At 45.4% G+C, this 16,680-nt stretch carries 16 protein-coding genes and 1 other annotated feature; of the genes, 3 read left to right on the top strand and 13 right to left on the bottom strand.

Annotation, left to right across the window (positions count from 1 at the left end; genetic code table 11):
* Positions 1-160: 160 nt before the first annotated feature.
* Together spxA and KNP04_RS08430 are read right to left on the bottom strand one after the other, a co-directional pair.
* Complete coding sequence (gene spxA, locus KNP04_RS08435; protein ID WP_015881217.1) at positions 161-559, bottom strand: transcriptional regulator SpxA; 399 nt, start codon at positions 557-559, stop codon at positions 161-163.
* Between the two features lie 177 nt (positions 560-736).
* Positions 737-874 (bottom strand): hypothetical protein, encoded by a 138-nt coding sequence (locus KNP04_RS08430; RefSeq protein WP_015881216.1) that lies wholly within the window; start codon positions 872-874, stop codon positions 737-739.
* Positions 875-1,095: 221 nt separating this feature from the next.
* On the opposite strand from KNP04_RS08430, the gene KNP04_RS08425 reads away from it, so the two are divergent.
* Entirely contained in the window at positions 1,096-1,629 is a 534-nt protein-coding gene (locus KNP04_RS08425; protein ID WP_074035089.1) for an HD domain-containing protein, read from the top strand.
* A gap of 77 nt (positions 1,630-1,706) precedes the next feature.
* On the opposite strand, the gene KNP04_RS08420 is transcribed toward KNP04_RS08425, so the two are convergent.
* From KNP04_RS08420 to KNP04_RS08400, 5 genes are all read right to left on the bottom strand, one after another.
* The gene (locus tag KNP04_RS08420; protein ID WP_074035095.1) at positions 1,707-2,657 is read right to left on the bottom strand and encodes an ABC transporter ATP-binding protein; all 951 of its coding nucleotides are present in this window, start codon (positions 2,655-2,657) and stop codon (positions 1,707-1,709) included.
* Complete coding sequence (locus KNP04_RS08415) at positions 2,657-3,730, bottom strand: ABC transporter ATP-binding protein (protein ID WP_214695470.1); 1,074 nt, start codon at positions 3,728-3,730, stop codon at positions 2,657-2,659. The genes KNP04_RS08420 and KNP04_RS08415 overlap by 1 nt, the downstream gene beginning before the upstream one ends.
* A gap of 23 nt (positions 3,731-3,753) precedes the next feature.
* On the bottom strand, positions 3,754-4,779 hold the full coding sequence (gene opp3C, locus KNP04_RS08410; protein ID WP_412093968.1) for an oligopeptide ABC transporter permease: 1,026 nt from the start codon (positions 4,777-4,779) through the stop codon (positions 3,754-3,756).
* Positions 4,779-5,705, bottom strand: coding sequence for an oligopeptide ABC transporter permease (gene opp3b / locus KNP04_RS08405; RefSeq protein WP_214748439.1), 927 nt, complete (start codon positions 5,703-5,705; stop codon positions 4,779-4,781). Before opp3b ends, opp3C begins: the two co-directional genes overlap by 1 nt.
* Before the next feature lie 306 nt (positions 5,706-6,011).
* Positions 6,012-7,631, bottom strand: coding sequence for a peptide ABC transporter substrate-binding protein (locus KNP04_RS08400; protein WP_214875333.1), 1,620 nt, complete (start codon positions 7,629-7,631; stop codon positions 6,012-6,014).
* Between the two features lie 268 nt (positions 7,632-7,899).
* On the opposite strand from KNP04_RS08400, the gene KNP04_RS08395 reads away from it, so the two are divergent.
* Both KNP04_RS08395 and trpS read left to right on the top strand, forming a co-directional pair.
* Positions 7,900-8,268, top strand: a complete 369-nt coding sequence (locus KNP04_RS08395) for a DUF3899 domain-containing protein (protein WP_214875332.1) — start codon at positions 7,900-7,902, stop codon at positions 8,266-8,268.
* Between the two features lie 42 nt (positions 8,269-8,310).
* Positions 8,311-8,517 (top strand) — a binding site (T-box leader).
* A 50-nt stretch (positions 8,518-8,567) separates the two neighbouring features.
* Positions 8,568-9,569, top strand: a complete 1,002-nt coding sequence (gene trpS, locus KNP04_RS08390; protein ID WP_214875331.1) for a tryptophan--tRNA ligase — start codon at positions 8,568-8,570, stop codon at positions 9,567-9,569.
* A 106-nt stretch (positions 9,570-9,675) separates the two neighbouring features.
* Here trpS and KNP04_RS08385 read toward each other — a convergent pair whose 3' ends face one another.
* The 6 genes from KNP04_RS08385 to greA all read right to left on the bottom strand — a co-directional run bounded on the left by KNP04_RS08385 (position 9,676) and on the right by greA (position 16,639).
* The gene (locus KNP04_RS08385) at positions 9,676-11,334 is read right to left on the bottom strand and encodes a peptide ABC transporter substrate-binding protein (protein WP_214875330.1); all 1,659 of its coding nucleotides are present in this window, start codon (positions 11,332-11,334) and stop codon (positions 9,676-9,678) included.
* 202 nt (positions 11,335-11,536) lie between these two features.
* Entirely contained in the window at positions 11,537-13,069 is a 1,533-nt protein-coding gene (locus KNP04_RS08380) for a peptide ABC transporter substrate-binding protein (protein WP_214875329.1), read from the bottom strand.
* 66 nt (positions 13,070-13,135) lie between these two features.
* Complete coding sequence (gene fabF, locus KNP04_RS08375; protein ID WP_214875328.1) at positions 13,136-14,368, bottom strand: beta-ketoacyl-ACP synthase II; 1,233 nt, start codon at positions 14,366-14,368, stop codon at positions 13,136-13,138.
* Positions 14,365-15,324, bottom strand: a complete 960-nt coding sequence (locus tag KNP04_RS08370) for a beta-ketoacyl-ACP synthase III (RefSeq protein ID WP_214875327.1) — start codon at positions 15,322-15,324, stop codon at positions 14,365-14,367. Before KNP04_RS08370 ends, fabF begins: the two co-directional genes overlap by 4 nt.
* Before the next feature lie 85 nt (positions 15,325-15,409).
* Positions 15,410-16,111 carry a 5'-methylthioadenosine/S-adenosylhomocysteine nucleosidase gene (gene mtnN / locus KNP04_RS08365; RefSeq protein ID WP_214760592.1) on the bottom strand — a complete coding sequence of 234 codons (702 nt, stop codon included), beginning with the start codon at positions 16,109-16,111 and terminating at the stop codon, positions 15,410-15,412.
* Positions 16,112-16,165: 54 nt separating this feature from the next.
* Entirely contained in the window at positions 16,166-16,639 is a 474-nt protein-coding gene (gene greA / locus KNP04_RS08360; RefSeq protein WP_074035127.1) for a transcription elongation factor GreA, read from the bottom strand.
* Between the last annotated feature and the right edge of the window lie 41 nt (positions 16,640-16,680).

Raw genomic sequence — 16,680 nt, 5'->3', positions numbered from 1 at the left:
CCCTTCTCACCTCGCTCCCAATTCACATAAGGAGGAGAGGGGAAATTGTCTTGTTATCTTTGTACCCTTTTTGCCATCGTTCAATCTTAATGACGGGTTATAACTATATTTTATAGGAAATAATCAATAATAAAAAGCACACTGCTTAAACAGTATGCTCTCATTCATTCACAAGTCGCTGTGCTTCCTGCAATTGGAACGTTCGAACCTTCCGTGGCAAGAATCGGCGAATCTCATCTTCGTTGTATCCGACCTGTAGACGTTTCTCATCAATCAAAATCGGACGACGTAGTAAGCCCGGATATTCTTGAATCAGATCATATAATTGTTGAAGCGATAACGCATCAACGGATACATCGATTTTAGAAAAGACTTTAGAACGGGTCGAAATAATCTCATCCGTTCCATCTTCTGTCATACGTAAGATTTGTTTAATCTCATTCAGTGAGAGCGGTTCTGAAAATATGTTTCGTTCTGTAAACGGGATATCGTGTTCTTCGAGCCAAGCCCGTGCCTTTCGGCAAGATGTACAGCTTGGAGACGTATAAAGTGTGACCATTTTTCTTCCTCCCTGATCGAGTATGCGTCCATCTTTTTAAGTGACTCTATTTGTATACCCAAATTTGCATCCACTTAATTATAATAATTCTTAATTATTAAAACTTCAATGATATTCTTTATCATTCAGATATGAAAAGAGGGCGCATTCGTTGAATGCGACCTTGAACGACTCCTCTCAAGATGCTGGGATTCGAGACACTGGTTGAGATACCGTCTCTTTCCCTGGCTTGACTTGCAAGTCTTTCAACTTTTTCTTCAACACTTCTTTCAAAAGTCGTTTTTTCTCTCGTAGAACTTTGTCACGTTCTTTCATGGCCTCTCACCCCCGTACAGCGTAAGCAACCGACCGAGCATTACCGATTCTGAAAATCTTGAACTTGCACTAATCTACAAGTAAATTATAGCACATTAGTTTGTGAAATGTGAATCATTCTTACGAATTCAACATTTCTTTACATAGATATCGTTTGCATTACGTAGAGAAAACCTGTATAGTTTATAGAAATAACCTTTTTCTATTTAAGGAGGAGAGCGATGATGAGAATCACATTAGAAACCATTATGGGACATCCGGTTACCCAAAAATATTTAACTCGATCAGGCTTAAAACATGCTGTAGACGTTTGTGAACGCGCTCTCGAAATGGCAACAAAACGTGGTCTCGATACAGATTTAGCGACGAAAGCTGCGCTACTTCATGATATCGGTCACTATGAATGGTATACAGAAGGTAAGTGGAATTATGACTTATATCGCCAGAACGATATTCATGCGATTAAAGGTGCCGAACGGGCGCACAAGCTACTCATTCGTCTCGGGGAAGACCCCGCCCGTGCCAAAGAGATTTCTGTTATGATTCTCTTGCATACCGATTCCTATTTACCACCAAGCCGAATTCAACGGACCCCGCTTCAACAGCTCGTTCACGACGCAGATACGTTCGTGGAGCAGCCGGGCGGTCTTCACCATTATGAGACAATGGAAATCGAAGATGCGTTAGCTCGTGTCCGTCAAATCGACGCGATTGTCGAACGTCTCTCGAATTTGCCACGCATTTCAAACGGATAACCCGTCACCTATTCCATTAGGTGACTTTTTTTTGCGCTAAAAAACCCTGACTTCATTTAGAAGTCAGGGTTTTCACATTAAACCAGTTGTGCTTTGTATGCTTCGTACTCTTCGTCCGTGAGTGAGACGTAGTGTCCTGGCTCGACTTCACGAAGTGGTGGGATACTTGAATCTTCATCCGAACGTCCGACTGGACCTTTCGAAGTTGACTCGTATACGATCCGTTTACGTGTACGTTCATGCTCCGGGTCCGGAAGCGGAATCGCTGATAGAAGCGATTTCGTGTACGCATGAATTGGGTTCTCATAAAGGCGATCTGCTGTCGCAAGCTCTACGAGGTGACCTTGATACATAACACCGATACGGTCAGAGATGTATTTAACCATCGACAAGTCGTGAGCGATGAACAAATACGTCAAATCGCGATCGCGTTGCAATTCTTTCATCAAGTTGACGACCTGCGCTTGAATCGAAACGTCAAGTGCAGAAATCGGTTCATCGGCGATGATGAAGTCTGGCTCAACCGCAAGGGCACGGGCAATCCCGATACGCTGACGTTGTCCACCCGAGAATTCGTGTGGGTAACGACTCGCGTGCTCTTTCGTCAAACCAACCGTTTCAAGAAGGTCATACACACGGTTCATACGATCTTCTTTCGTCTTCGCAAGACCGTGAATATCAATCCCTTCTGCGATGATATCCGCAACCGTCATACGCGGGTTAAGCGATGCGTATGGATCTTGGAAAATCATCTGCATAGCACGGTTGAATTTCAACTTGTCTGCTTTTGATTTTTTACCGTGGACGTTTTCGCCTTTGAACACAACGTCGCCGTCAGTCGCGTCATAAAGACCGATGATCGTACGTCCTGTCGTAGACTTCCCACAACCAGACTCTCCTACGAGTCCGAGCACTTCACCTTTGAAAATATCAAACGAGATTCCGTCGACCGCTTTGACGACGCGGCCACGGCCAATTTTAAAGTGCTGCTTCAGGTTTTTTACTTCGAGTAATTTCTCGCGTTCCATTATTCAGCACCACCTTTCGTAAACGATTTTGCGAACGCACTGTCCGGACGATACTTGAGAGCGAGTTCACGAATCGCACGTGGCGGACTAACCGCTGGTGCTTGTGGGTGTAATAACCAACTAGATGCAAAGTGTGTATCACTCACTTGGAACATCGGTGGCTCTTTCTCAAAATCAATCTTCATAGCGTATGGGTTACGCGGTGCGAATGCATCCCCTTTTGGAGGATCGAGTAAGTTCGGAGGCGTACCCGGGATTGCAGGTAACGCTTCGTTACGGTCATCTGTCGGACGCGGCATCGATCCAAGAAGTCCCCATGTATATGGGTGACGTGGCTCGTAGAAAATTTCATCAACCGTTCCTTTTTCAACGAGACGACCTGCATACATAACAGCAACACGGTCAGCCATGTTCGCAACAACGCCAAGGTCGTGCGTGATGAAAATAATCGCTGTGCCTGTTTTTTGTTGAATATCTTTTAACAATTCAAGAATTTGCGCTTGAATCGTAACATCAAGTGCAGTTGTCGGTTCATCGGCAATCAACACTTTCGGGTTACATGCGAGTGCAATCGCGATAACGATACGCTGACGCATCCCACCAGAGAGTTGGTGTGGATATTGTTTCAAACGCGCTTCTGGGTTTGGAATCCCTACAAGTGTCAACAATTCGAGAGTACGTTTTTTCGCATCCTCCCCCGTCAATCCTTGGTGCTGTTTCAACCCTTCTGCGATTTGTTTGTAAATCGTCATTGTCGGGTTGAGTGATGTCATCGGGTCTTGGAAAATCATTGCGATATCGCGACCACGAATTTTGAGCATTTCTTTTTCCGAGAGTTTCGCCAAGTCTTTCCCTTCGAACATGATTTCTCCGTTCGTGATTTCACCTGGAGGGTTCGGAATGAGACGCATGATTGCCTTCGAAGTGACGGATTTACCTGAACCCGATTCTCCTACGATGGCGAGCGTCTCGCCTTTTTTCAAATCAAACGATACGCCACGAACGGCTTGAACCGTTCCTGCATATGTGTGGAACGAGACCTCTAAGTCTCGGACTGATAAAATCGTTTCCATGCACGAGTCCCCCTCTTTCTTTTTTATTTACGCATTTTCGGATCGAACGCATCACGCAAGCCATCGGCAAGCAAGTTGAAGCTGACCATGAGCAAGACGATGATGACCGACGGGATGATAAGAAGGAACGGGAATGTCCGTAGTTCTTTGTATCCATCGTTGATCAACGTACCGAGTGATGCCTGTGGCGGTTGAAGCCCGATCCCGATAAAGCTGAGGAATGCCTCGAAGAAGATGGCAGATGGAATCGTGAACATGAGCGTGATGATAATCGCACCCAATGTGTTTGGAATCAAGTGTTTGAAAATTAAACGCGTACTAGATGCACCAAGTGTGCGAGCTGCCAAGACAAACTCTTGGTTTTTAAGTTTCAAAATCTGACCACGAACGAGTCGACTCATCCCGATCCAACCAGTAATGGCCATGGCGAGGATGATGGTGAATACACCAGGGTCAAAAATCAAGATGAACAAGATGATTAAGATCAAGTTAGGTACACCTGTCAAAATCTCAACAATACGTTGCATGATGTTATCCGTACGTCCACCGAAGTAAGCTGAGACACCACCGTATGCGACACCAATCAATGTATCGATGATGGCCGCAACGAAACCGATGAAGAGGGAAATACGAGTCCCTTCCCAAATACGTGACCAGAGATCACGTCCGAGATAATCCGTACCGAACCAGAAGTTCTCTTCTACATTCTTTTGTTCGTAGAAGTCGATATCGCGTCCACCGAGTGTCGCCATCCCATCAAATCCAGCCCATTCAAGACCTGTGACTTTTGGCGGAAGTTTCGCTTGTGAAATGTTTTGTTCATACGCATCACGAGCCGATAACATCGGTCCAAACAATGCAAGTGCAACGAGAATTAAAATAATTGATAGCGAGATGATGGCCGCTTTGTTTTTCTTTAGGCGCATCCATGCATCTTGCCAGAAGTTTAAACTTTTCCCAGCGATTCGTTCACCAAGCTGTTCATTCATCTCAACAGGTGTGAACATGTCTTGGTCGAACTGTTCGTAATTCTTTTTGTTTTCAATCATCAGTTATTCCCCCCAAGACGAATACGTGGGTCAACAACCCCATAGAGCAAGTCGACAAGCAAAATGATAATAATGAACAATCCTGAGAAGAACAATGTCGTTCCCATGATGACTGAATAGTCATTCAATGTGATTGACGTGACGAACAATTCTCCTAGGCCTGGTACCGCGAAGATTTTCTCGATAACGAACGTACCCGTTAAGAGTCCAGCTGTCATCGGTCCAAGAATTGTGATGGCAGGAATCATCGCATTACGAACCATGTGTTTCCATACGATGGCGTTACCCGTCAACCCTTTCGCTTTCGCGAGAGTGACGTAATCTTGTCCGGTAACCTCTAACATCTCGGTTCGGACGAAACGGGCAATCGCTGCCGTGACACCGAGCGATAATGAGATTGTTGGTAATATTGTATGAGCTGGAGAATCCCAGAATGCGACCGGAAGCAATTGCAATTTAACTCCGACATAGTACTGAAGGAGGGCTGCAAAAACGAACGATGGGACAGAAATCCCGATTACCGATACGAACATTGAACCATAGTCAATGACCGTATTGTGGCGAATCGCCGCAACAACACCTAACAATACGCCTACAAGAGTTCCGAGAACTAATGCCTGGAGCCCCAATTGTGCCGAAGGACCAATTCGTTCCATAATCAATTCAGTTACTGGACGGTTCGCCGTACGGAATGAAACGCCAAGGTCACCTTGGAGCATGTTTCCAATGTACGTCGCATAGCGGACCGGAAGCGGATCGTTGAGTCCGTAGCGATCATTCAATAATTGAATTTGTGATTCTGTCAGTTTTTCCTGGTTTTGATACGGTGAACCTGGGAGCAGGTCCATCAGGAAGAACGTGAACGTGGCAATTAAGAAGAACGTGATGAGGCCGTAAGTCAGCCGTTGTAGGATATAACGTCCCATGAATAAAAACCCCCTGTTTTTTCTAATTCTTTCTACTACTTGCACCAACAGCTTCACTATGACATATGACCTATTTTTCAAATTCACAAAATGAAAGGAATATTCTGAAAGAATAGCGTATACGTCATCTCAAGGCTCTTAGCACAGCGGCTGAAAACAAAGAATATTCTTTTCAGAGATTATTCTGAATTTTCACTGTTACTACATTATACTTTACCAACAAAACATTTGAACAGTATTTTCTCTTAAGTCGATAGAATTTTTTAGAAAATCGGGGACATGCGGTTCGCATGCCCCCTCATCCCATTACTTGATATCAACGTATTTGTACTGGTAATCAGCACCGAATAGTTGACGGTTAAAGTTTTCGATGTTTGGACGAATCAAGTACGCCACACCAGCTTGATAAATTGGCATGATCGCTTGGTCTTGTTCGATTAAGAGAGCCTCAGCTTCTTTGAACAAGTCATAACGTGCATCGATGTTTGTTTCAGCAGACGCTTCGTCAATCAACTGGTCATATTCAGATGACGCATAGTTGATGTCGTTTTGTCCATTCTCTGATGTGAAGATACCAAGGTTCGTAAGTGGATCTTGGTAGTCAGGTCCCCAAAGTGCGAATGACATTTGGTAGTCACCGTTTGCTTCACGCTCAAGTTTGTTGTTGAAAGGTTGTTGAGCGATTTCAACCGTTACGTTCGGCAAGTTCGACTCAATTTGACCTTTCATGTACTCAGAGATTTGTTTTGAAACTTCGCTATCGAACGAGAGGAGTTCGATGGTAGTCGCTTCTCCGCCTGTTGCTTTTTTCCAAAGTGAAGAAGCTTCAGTAGCATCAGTTTTGAAATATTCAACGCCTTCTGTGTAATCCGTTCCGTCTTCATACTTGATGAATTCTTTCGGGATGAATGAAGTTGTTGCCATCGAACCGTTGTTCAAAAGTTGGTCAATGATGCCTGATGGGTCAACCGCACGAGCGATTGCTTTACGAGCATCAACATTTTTGAAGATTTCATCTTCGTGGTTGAACTTGAAGTATCCGATTGAAGAACGAAGTCCTGTGTTATAGTCCTCATCTTCTTGGAAAGCAGCAACTTGTTCTGATGCGAGACCTGCATAGTCAACGTCACCAGCTTCGTACAAGTTTACGACTGTAGATGTCTCTTTAACGACTTTCACGTCAACCGCGTCAAGAGCAACATTCTCAGCATCCCAATATGATTCGTTTTTCGTTAAGACATAGCCTTGTTCACGATCCCACTCTGACCATGTGAATGGCCCGTTGTAGAGAAGGTTTTCAGGGTTCGTTGAGAAATCTTCGCCTTTTTCTGTTGCGAATGCTTCATTGATCGGTGTGAATGTACCGAATGAAGTAAGTGAAAGGAATGATGGGTCTGGACGCTCGAGTGTGACTTCGAGTGTTTTCTCATCGATTGCTTTAACGCCAAGTTCTTCTTTTGGTGTGTCACCTGTGTTGATCGCTTCTGCGTTTTTAATTGTGTTCATGATGTAAGCATACTGTGAACCTGTTGCAGGGTCGACGGCACGTTGCCATGCATAAACGAAATCATTGGCTGTTACTGGCTCTCCGTTTGACCATTCAGCATCACGAAGTGTGAATGTGTAAACAGTCTCATCTTCGTTTACTTCTGGTTCGCCTTCAGCGAGAGCTGGAACGGCATTTCCATCTTTATCAAGACGGTAAAGACCTTCCATTGTGTTGGCGATCAAGTTGAATGCGACCGCATCTGTAGCAAGAGCCGGATCGGCTGTTGTGATGTCTGACGTATCCGTCAAACGAAGAACTTTTTCTCCGTTTGAAGAAGAACTGCCGCCATCAGAGTCTCCGCCTGTCGAACAAGCCGCGAGTACTGAACCGAGTGCCAAGATGATCGTCATCATGAGCAAAATCGATTTTTTCTTCATTGCGATTTCCCCTTTCGTTTTAAAAGCTAGCCATTCGCCGAATGAACATCTTACTTTTTCTTTAATTTTCTGAATATTTCATAAAGTATTCGACGAAAGAACGTTAGGGCTATTGTAAGAAATTTTTAATCAAACTGTCAACTACATAATAAAACGCTACCATACCACTCGAATTTCATACTCGCATTCTCCCCCACCTTCCTAGTATCATAGAAGAAACGCGGAACGGTTGCTCGTTCCCTTTATGGCGTGAAAGGAGATTACATCGTTGAAAAAGTTTCGAAATATATTGATTGTTTGGGGGATTGTCACAATCCTATACACGGTTTGGTCCATTTTTTCGTATTTCCGAAGCGAATCCTTCCTATTTCATTTGAGTGGCGGACTATTCGTTTCCGGAATTCTCACTTTTGCGATCGGGATGTTTTCACATATGAGCGCGACTGGATTGTTCGATGGGATCATGTATGGGTTCAAGCGAAATCGGCGTGCAAAATTAAAAGAAATAGATGCGGATTATGAAGAAGATGAAGAAGAAGATCCTGAAGATCGACAACTCCGTAAACAAACAGCATGGAACTGGGTGTTCGTCGGTGTGGGAAGTATCGCTCTTTCGTTTCTCGTCGCGTTGATTTAATCTTTTCGAGAGCATGATCCTATGCTAAACTTAATGCAGAATAAGAACACTTGGATGAAGACAAGTAATTCAAATTCCCTTTTCCTCAGAGAGTCTACGGTGCTGCGAGTAGATGAAAAGACTTGAATGAATGGACTTCGGAGTGGCTCGCTTGAACATGAGTAAGGCGAGACGGTTCACGCCCGTTACAGCGTTCAAGTGGCATAGTTTATGCAAATTTGGGTGGCACCGCGGTTATTCGTCCCGATTTATTCGGGCGGACGACTGCGGTTTTTTATATTCTTCGGAGGTGTATACACATGGCAACGATTTTTTCAGGAATCAAACCGACCGGCGTCGTGACGCTCGGGAACTACTTAGGCGCGATGAAACAATTCGTCGATCTTCAGGATGACAACAATGCATATTATTGTATCGTTGATTTGCATTCCATCACCGTACAACTCGACCGTGTCGAGTTAATGAACAACACGCGAAAACTAGCGGCACTTTATCTCGCTTCTGGTCTCGACCCAGAGAAAGCGACAATCTTCGTTCAATCTGAAGTGAAAGCGCATGCTCAACTCGGATGGATGTTAACATGCATCGCGGGAATGGGTGAGCTTGGTCGCATGACACAGTATAAAGATAAATCGCAAGGCAATGAGAATGTTGGAGCCGGATTGTTCGTTTATCCAACACTTATGGCATCTGACATTTTGTTATACAATACGGAACTCGTTCCTGTCGGAGATGACCAAAAACAACATATCGAATTGACTCGTGATTTGGCGGAACGGTTCAATAAACGTTACTACGAGACGTTCACGATGCCTGAACCACTCATTCAAAAAGAAGGCGCACGCATCATGTCTCTCACAAATCCCGTGAAAAAAATGTCAAAATCCGACACAAACGCCAAAGGATACATTTCAATGCTCGACGAGCCGAATGTCATCCGCAAGAAGATTAAGAGTGCCGTAACCGATTCAAGTGGCGTCATCTCGTTTGACCGTGAGAACAAACCAGGGATTTCGAACTTGTTAGAAATTTACTCGCTATCGACAGGTACCTCAATCGATGACCTCGTCAAGCAATACGAGAATTCAAATTACGGTACATTTAAACAAGATGTGGCAGAAGCGGTCGTCGCCTTGCTCGAACCGATTCAAGCCCGTTATCATGAATTGATCGATTCTCCAGAACTCGATGAGATTCTCGATGCGGGTCGAGCCAAGGCTGAAGCCGTCGCGAATAAAAATCTCGCGAAGATCGAAAAAGCGATGGGTCTCAGTCGTAAACGTGCCAAAATTAAAAAATAAGCTTATATCAACAGAGCTCTCCATGCGAGAGTTCTTTTTTTGTATAAATAATTGCATAAAAAAGAGAGACAGGCGTCCCTGTCTCTCTTGTAAGCGTGAATTAAAATTATTCTTTACCTTCGATTGAAGCCCACTTGTAAGAGTAGTCCGCACCGAATGCGTGCTCAACGATACCTTTAACATATGGCTTCGTGAGACGAGCTGATCCACGTTGGTAAACTGGTGAGATGACGCTCTCTTCAAGAACGATCTTCTCAGCATCTTGCATTTGCTTCCAACGCTCAGCTGGATCTGTGCTTGCTTTCGCATCCGCGATGAGTTTATCGAACTCTTCGTTCGACCACTTACCACGGTTGTATGGTCCGTCTGTGACGAAGAGGTCAATGAATGTCATTGGATCTTGGTAGTCAGGACCCCAACCAGCGAATGTGAACTCAAACTCTCCTTTGTTTTCAAGGTCAAGTTTGTTGTTGAACGGTTGTTGTTTGATTGAAACGCTCATACCTGGAAGGTTCTTCTCAAGTTCACCTTTGATGAACTCACCGATTTGCTTCGCAGACTCTGAGTCATAGTTGAGGAGTTCAAGCTCAACTGTATCCGTTCCGAGCTCAGAAAGACCTTCTTCCCAAAGCTTTTGAGCTTCTTCCACGTTGTATCCACCGATGTCGCCATTTCCTTCACGGAAGTCTTTCCCGTCTGGACCTGTTGCGAAATCTTTTGGTACGAAGTAGTTTGCAGGGATTGAACCGTTCGCAAGAAGTGTTTCTGAGATTGCAGCTTTATCGTATGCGCGATCAATCGCGTTACGGATTTTTTGGTTGTCAAGCGCTTCCACAGCAGTGTTGAACTGAAGGTAGAAGAGTGTTGGTTCAACGACAGTTGAGAAGTCTTCGTTATCTTGATATTGTGCAACGAGCTCAGAAGTCAAGCCTGTGCGGTCAACGTCACCGTTTTCATACAAGTTAACACCTGTTGAAACTTCTTTAACGACTTTAACGTTGATTTCTTCAAGTTTAACTGTGTCAGCATCCCAATAGTCTTCGTTCTTGACCATTTTCCAGCCTTGCTCGCGCTCCCAGCTGTCGAGTTTGAACGGTCCGTTGTAGAGAGTTGTCTCTGCAGATGTACCGAAGTTTTCGCCTTGCTCTTTATCGAATGACTCAAGTTTTGGCATGAACACGCCGAAGCTTGTCAATCCGAGGAAGTAGTCAGCTGGAGCTTTCAATTTAACTTCAAGTGTTTGATCGTCGAGTGCTTTAACGCCTACTGCATCGCGTTCGCCTTCGCCAGTGTTATACTCGTCAGCACCTTCAATTGGTGACATAACGTATGCATATTGTGAAGCGTTATCTGGGTTAAGTACTTCTTTCCAAGCGTATTCGAAGTCGTTCGCTGTGACAGGCTCCCCGTTTGACCAAGTCGCGCCTTCACGGATTTTGAACGTGTACGTCTTCCCGTCTTCTGAAACTTCGTGAGATTCAGCCATACCTGGAGTTGGCTCATCGTTCTCGTCCATGCGGTAAAGACCTTCGTTAACGTTGTTTAATACGTTGAACGATACAGCGTCCGTTGCGAGTGTTGGGTTAAGGGAAGGAATGTCTGAACCGTCAAGCAAGTTGAGGACTTGCGCTTCGTCTGCAGAACCTTCCGAACCTGATCCATTTGAAGACCCTGTGTCTTCATCCCCTGTCGAACATGCAGCTAGGAAAGCACTTGAAAGAAGTGTAACCGAAGATGCTAAAGCAAAACCTTTTTTCTTATTCATTGCGATGACCCCCTGATTTTTTCGTTTTAACGAAGTGAATGATGGTAGAAAATTCAGTCATTTCTTCTGACAGTATTTGTTACCAAAATCCCGTTGATGCAATAATACAATATTCTGATAATTTTGCAAAGTGTTTATTTTGATTTTTCTAAAAAATTTTCTCTATAGTCAAAAAGCCCGCCTAGAGCGGCGGGCCTTTAGCTCAATTTTCATATTTTTTTGAAAAGGTTAGGACATATGAAGGACCGATGACCGGATAACCGATCTGATCGTATCCTTTTTCAACCAAATAAGAACGTCCTGCTTGATAGATTGGCATAACAACCGCCTCTTCTAACAGCTTCGCTTCCGCGTTTCGTAAAATGATATTACGCTCGTCCAAACTCTCAGTTGAACGGGCTCGATCCATCAGTTGATCGTACGACTCATTTGCATAACGACTTGAGTTTAGCACATCGTCAGACTCGAATTGAGTCAAATAAGCAGATAGCAGCGGATAGTCCGGTTGCCATCCTGACAACGAAAAGGAATAATTTCCTGAGACTTCTTTCCTAACTTTATCTCCAAGTGGAAGCTCTACAATCTTGACGGTCAACCCGTCCAATTGTTCCAAATTCTCTTTTAATCTTGTCGAAATTTCACGTGCTTCTTCATCGACAAAGCTGAGCAATTCAATCTCGATCGTTTCCGTTTTTAACCGTTTTTTCACGGTTTCAAATAATTGGTTGGCATCACCTTCCAACTCTGCAACTGCAGCCTCTTCATCCATGACGAGAAGCCGTTCCGTCGTTTGTTCCGCTCGTGCAAGCGATTCTTTGAGTTTTGTCCGCTCAAGCGTCAGTGCAAGGGCTTGTCGAAACGCAACATCATCGAATGGTGCTTTTTCAACATTCGGTTTTAAATAAAACACGCCACTTCGCGGAACGTCCTCAATATTCATGACTTCCTCATCAATGGTAGAAGTGTCGAAGTCATAAGGAATCGGGTGCATCCCAAACGTCTCAGTCAAATTTGATTCACTTTGGATGGTGATTGTTTCAAGCGTAACGTTGTCGGCTTCACGATACGTTTCGTTTTTATGTAACGAGATGCTTGTATCATCCATTCGATCAAATTCAAACGGACCGTTTGTTTCTAACTCATCCCATGATGTCACGGATGGTTGTGGTAAAAACGCTGGCATAGCGAAAATTTCTTCGAACCCTTCCATCGGACGGATGAGTGTGATCTCCAGCGTTCGCTCATCAATTGCTCGAACACCTAACGTATCGGGCTCTTGTTGTCCGAGTCCGATTTCTTTCGCAGATTGGACATCCGCGAGTAAAAAACTAAATGGTGAGTTCGTCTCGTCATCGACGAGTTTACGGAAATGGTCGACGAACGTCTGCGAGGTAACTGCATTCCCTTCTGTCGTCACACTTTCTTTCAATGTGAACGTATAGACCGTTCCGTCTTCAGATCGTTCTAACTTCTCGACGAGTCCCGGTTCAATCGCCCCATCTGTGCCGAACCGATAGAGTCCTTCATATAGATGTGACAATACGGTTTGGGATGCCGGGTCAATCGCGAGCATGACGTCTGGTTGAGTCGGAAGAGATTCCCCATTAATCGTTATCGTTTGTTCTTCTGGTGGTAGTAATTCACGTGACTGCTCTCGTTGTTCGTTCCAAATAAATAAAAAAAGGATAAGGACTGAACCTAACAAGGCGGCCACGATGAATGATTTCTTGTTCATTCGTTGCACTCCTTTCTGTTAGACCAACCCTTATACCCTAACCTTTTTTGAATGATTTTTCTACCGTCAGTTCGTCACTTTCGCAAATGCGAGTGTCGCATTGTGGCCCCCGAAGCCAAGTGAGTTACTGAGTGCATACTGAATGTCAAGTTCCCGATTTCCTTCACGTACATAATCAAGGTCGCAATCTGCTGCAGGTGATTCACAGTTGATCGTCGGATGAATCTTCCCTTCATGAATCGAAAGGGCTGTGATGACTGCCTCGACGCCACCTGCTCCTCCGAGAAGATGACCAATCATCGATTTCGACGAGTTGACTGCGAGTTTGTCCGCGTGTTCCCCGAACACACGACGAATCGCTTTCGTCTCAAGCATATCGTTGAGCGGTGTGCTCGTCCCGTGTGCGTTAATGTATTGAACGTTTTCTGGCTTGATTCCCGCATCGCGAATCGCCTCACTCATCGCTTTTGACCCGCCTTCTGCTTCTGGTGATGGAGCAGTGATGTGATATGCGTCTGAACTCATCCCGTATCCGACGACTTCTGCATACATTTTCGCTCCACGTGCCTTCGCATGTTCATACTCTTCTAATACGAGTACGCCAGCGCCTTCACCCATGACAAACCCGTCGCGATTCTCGTCGAATGGACGGCACGCTGTATTCGGGTCCGGATTCGTAGAAAGTGCTTTGTTCGAACAGAAGCCTGCGAACGAGAGTGGTGTGATCGGCGCTTCCGCTCCACCGGCGAACATGGCAATCGCATCTCCCCGTTGAATGACGCGGAACGCTTCTCCGATTGAGTTCGTTCCTGATGCACATGCTGTCACGGAACAGTTACTCGGTCCTTTAGCCCCGAGGTAAATCGACACTTGTCCGCTCGCCATGTTCGGAATCATCATTGGAATGAAGAACGGGCTCACACGACGAGGGCCACGGTCATGAAGGATGGCAGACTGCTTGTCGATTGTTTCAACGCCACCGATTCCGCTCCCAATCCACGTTCCGACTTCATCAGCAATCGCTTTTACATCGAGTCCGCTGTCTTTATGGGCAGCGTCTGCCGCCAATAGTGAGTATTGGATGAAAGAATCCATTTTACGCGCTTCCTTTGGTTCGACTAAGTGTTCGATGTTCCACTCTTTTACTTCCGCTCCGACTTTCGCCGGATATTGGCTGATGTCGATTTTCGTCAACGTATCGATTGCGTTGTCCCCTTTTAAAAGACGGTCCCACATTGTCGACACGTCGTTTCCTAACGGTGATACGACTCCTAATCCTGTCACTACTACTCGTTTCATAGATGATTCCCCTCCGTAATTGTTGCATGATTCCATGTCAGACAGCTTGCACCCCACGTGAGTCCAGCTCCGAAACCTGCGATGACGATTGTTTGTCCGTCTTGGATTTTACCAGATTTGACGGCTTCCGCTAAGGCGAGCGGAATCGATGCCGCCGATGTGTTCGCATGGTCTTGAATGGTCATGACGACTTTCTCTTCTTCTAAGTTTAACCGTTCCATCGCCGCATCGATGATTCGACGATTCGCTTGGTGTGGCACAAGGACGTCGAGGTCGTTCAACGACTTATCGGCCTTGTTTAACGATTCGAGCACGATCTCCGGCATTTTCCGTACGGCGAACTTAAACACTTCGCGACCGTTCATGACGATCTTTCCTTCATCGTTTTCGTACAAGTGTTTGCCACCTGTCCCGTCACTTCCAAGTACGATTGAGTCGATTGAAGCGATCTCGTCTTCCCCGAGTACGACAGCTCCAGCTCCGTCTCCAAATAGGACAGCTGTCGACCGGTCATCCCAGTCAATCAAACTTCCCATCTTCTCTGCTCCGATGACGAGCGTTTTCTTGAAGCCTTTCGAATCCATCAGGCTTTTCGCTGTATCCATTGCGAAGATAAATCCACTACATGCTGCACTGACATCGAACGCCACAGCGGCTTTCGCGCCAAGGTTCGCCTGAACCACGCACGCGGTTGCCGGGAAAGCTGGCGCAGTTGCCGTCGCACAGACAATCGCTTCAATCTCATCGATGGTGACCCCAGCGCTCTGTAACGCCCGTTCTGCGGCACGTGTTGCCATATCTGAGACTGTTACGTCACTTTCTGCTAAATGCCGTGCCTCGATGCCTGTACGCGTACGAATCCACTCATCGCTCGTATCCATTCGTTTTTCTAAATCGATATTTGTCACCCGATTGTCCGGTAAGAACGATCCGATGCCGATGATTCCAATATTCATATCGTCGACCCCTATTCTTAGTATCTGGTACTAATATAAGGGAATAAAAAGAGGATGTCAATGCATCCTCCTCATGATCAATCGATTAAGCTTGTTCGAGACGTTTCGTGACAGCCATGACCATCTTCGCAGAGTTGATCGATGCCGTTTCTAAAAATTCATCAAATGATAGGTTCGCCTCTTCGTCTGCGCTGTCTGAAATCGAGCGTGTGACGACGAACGGGACACCGAATTGGTAACACGTTTGCGCGATCGGAGCAGCTTCCATCTCGACGGCAGCAACGCCATCGAAATGGCCAAGGATGTCTGCTACACGTTTCGAGTCGTTGATGAACGAATCTCCCGTTACGATCAATCCTTGATGTACGTTCACGTCCGGTAAGTTTTCAATCACATCTTTACAGACGCTGACGAGCTTTGGATCAGCTTCATATGCTGGTGGCATTCCTGGTACTTGTCCGTACTCATAGCCGAATGCTGTCACGTCAACATCGTGGTGACGTACTTCCGTTGAGACGACGACGTCACCGACTTTCATCCCTTTTTTAAATCCGCCGGCAGAACCCGTATTAATGACGACGTCCGGTTTGAACTTATCAATCAAAAGTGTCGTTCCGATGGCGGCATTGACTTTCCCGATGCCTGACTTCAAGATGACGACTTGCATGTTTCCAAGATACCCTTCATAAAAATGATAGCTTGCGATTTCTGTATCTTTACGTTCAGTTAGTTCATTCCGAAGCAAATTCACTTCTTCTTCCATCGCACCGATGATTCCAACTTTCATTCCGATTCCTCCTCAGAAAGAGAGCGACTTCCAAGATGGAGGTCGCTCAACAACTTATTTGATTTCTTTGATTTCGACGATCATGTCGCCACCTGGTGTTTGAACCGTGACCACATCTCCGATCGTACGGCCAAGAAGTGCTTTCGCGATTGGTGATTCGTTCGAGATTTTCCCTGTGAACGGGTCTGCCTCGGCACCACCGACGATTGTGTATGTCTCGTCTTCGTTATCTTCTTGGATGAAGAACGTTACTGTTTTCCCGATTGAGACAACCGAGTTATCGCCTGCATCATCTTGAATGATGACTGCGTTGCGGAGCATTTCTTCTAATTGTGCGATTCGTCCTTCGACCATCGCTTGTTCTTCTTTCGCCGCGTCGTATTCCGCGTTTTCCGATAAGTCACCGAAATCACGAGCAATCTTAATATTTTCAACGACTTCTTTACGGCGGACCGTCTTCAGTTCGTTTAATTCATTCTCGATCTTCGCTTTTCCGTCTAACGTCATATAGTGTTGTTTTTCAGCCATTTCTGTCACTCCTTCATTGTCTCCTAGTATATTACAGCTAG

The organism is Exiguobacterium sp. CH10 (assembly GCF_018617635.1).
Taxonomy (GTDB): Bacteria; Bacillota; Bacilli; order Exiguobacteriales; family Exiguobacteriaceae; genus Exiguobacterium; species Exiguobacterium aestuarii_A.
This window is presented reverse-complemented; position numbering and strand designations above follow the sequence as displayed.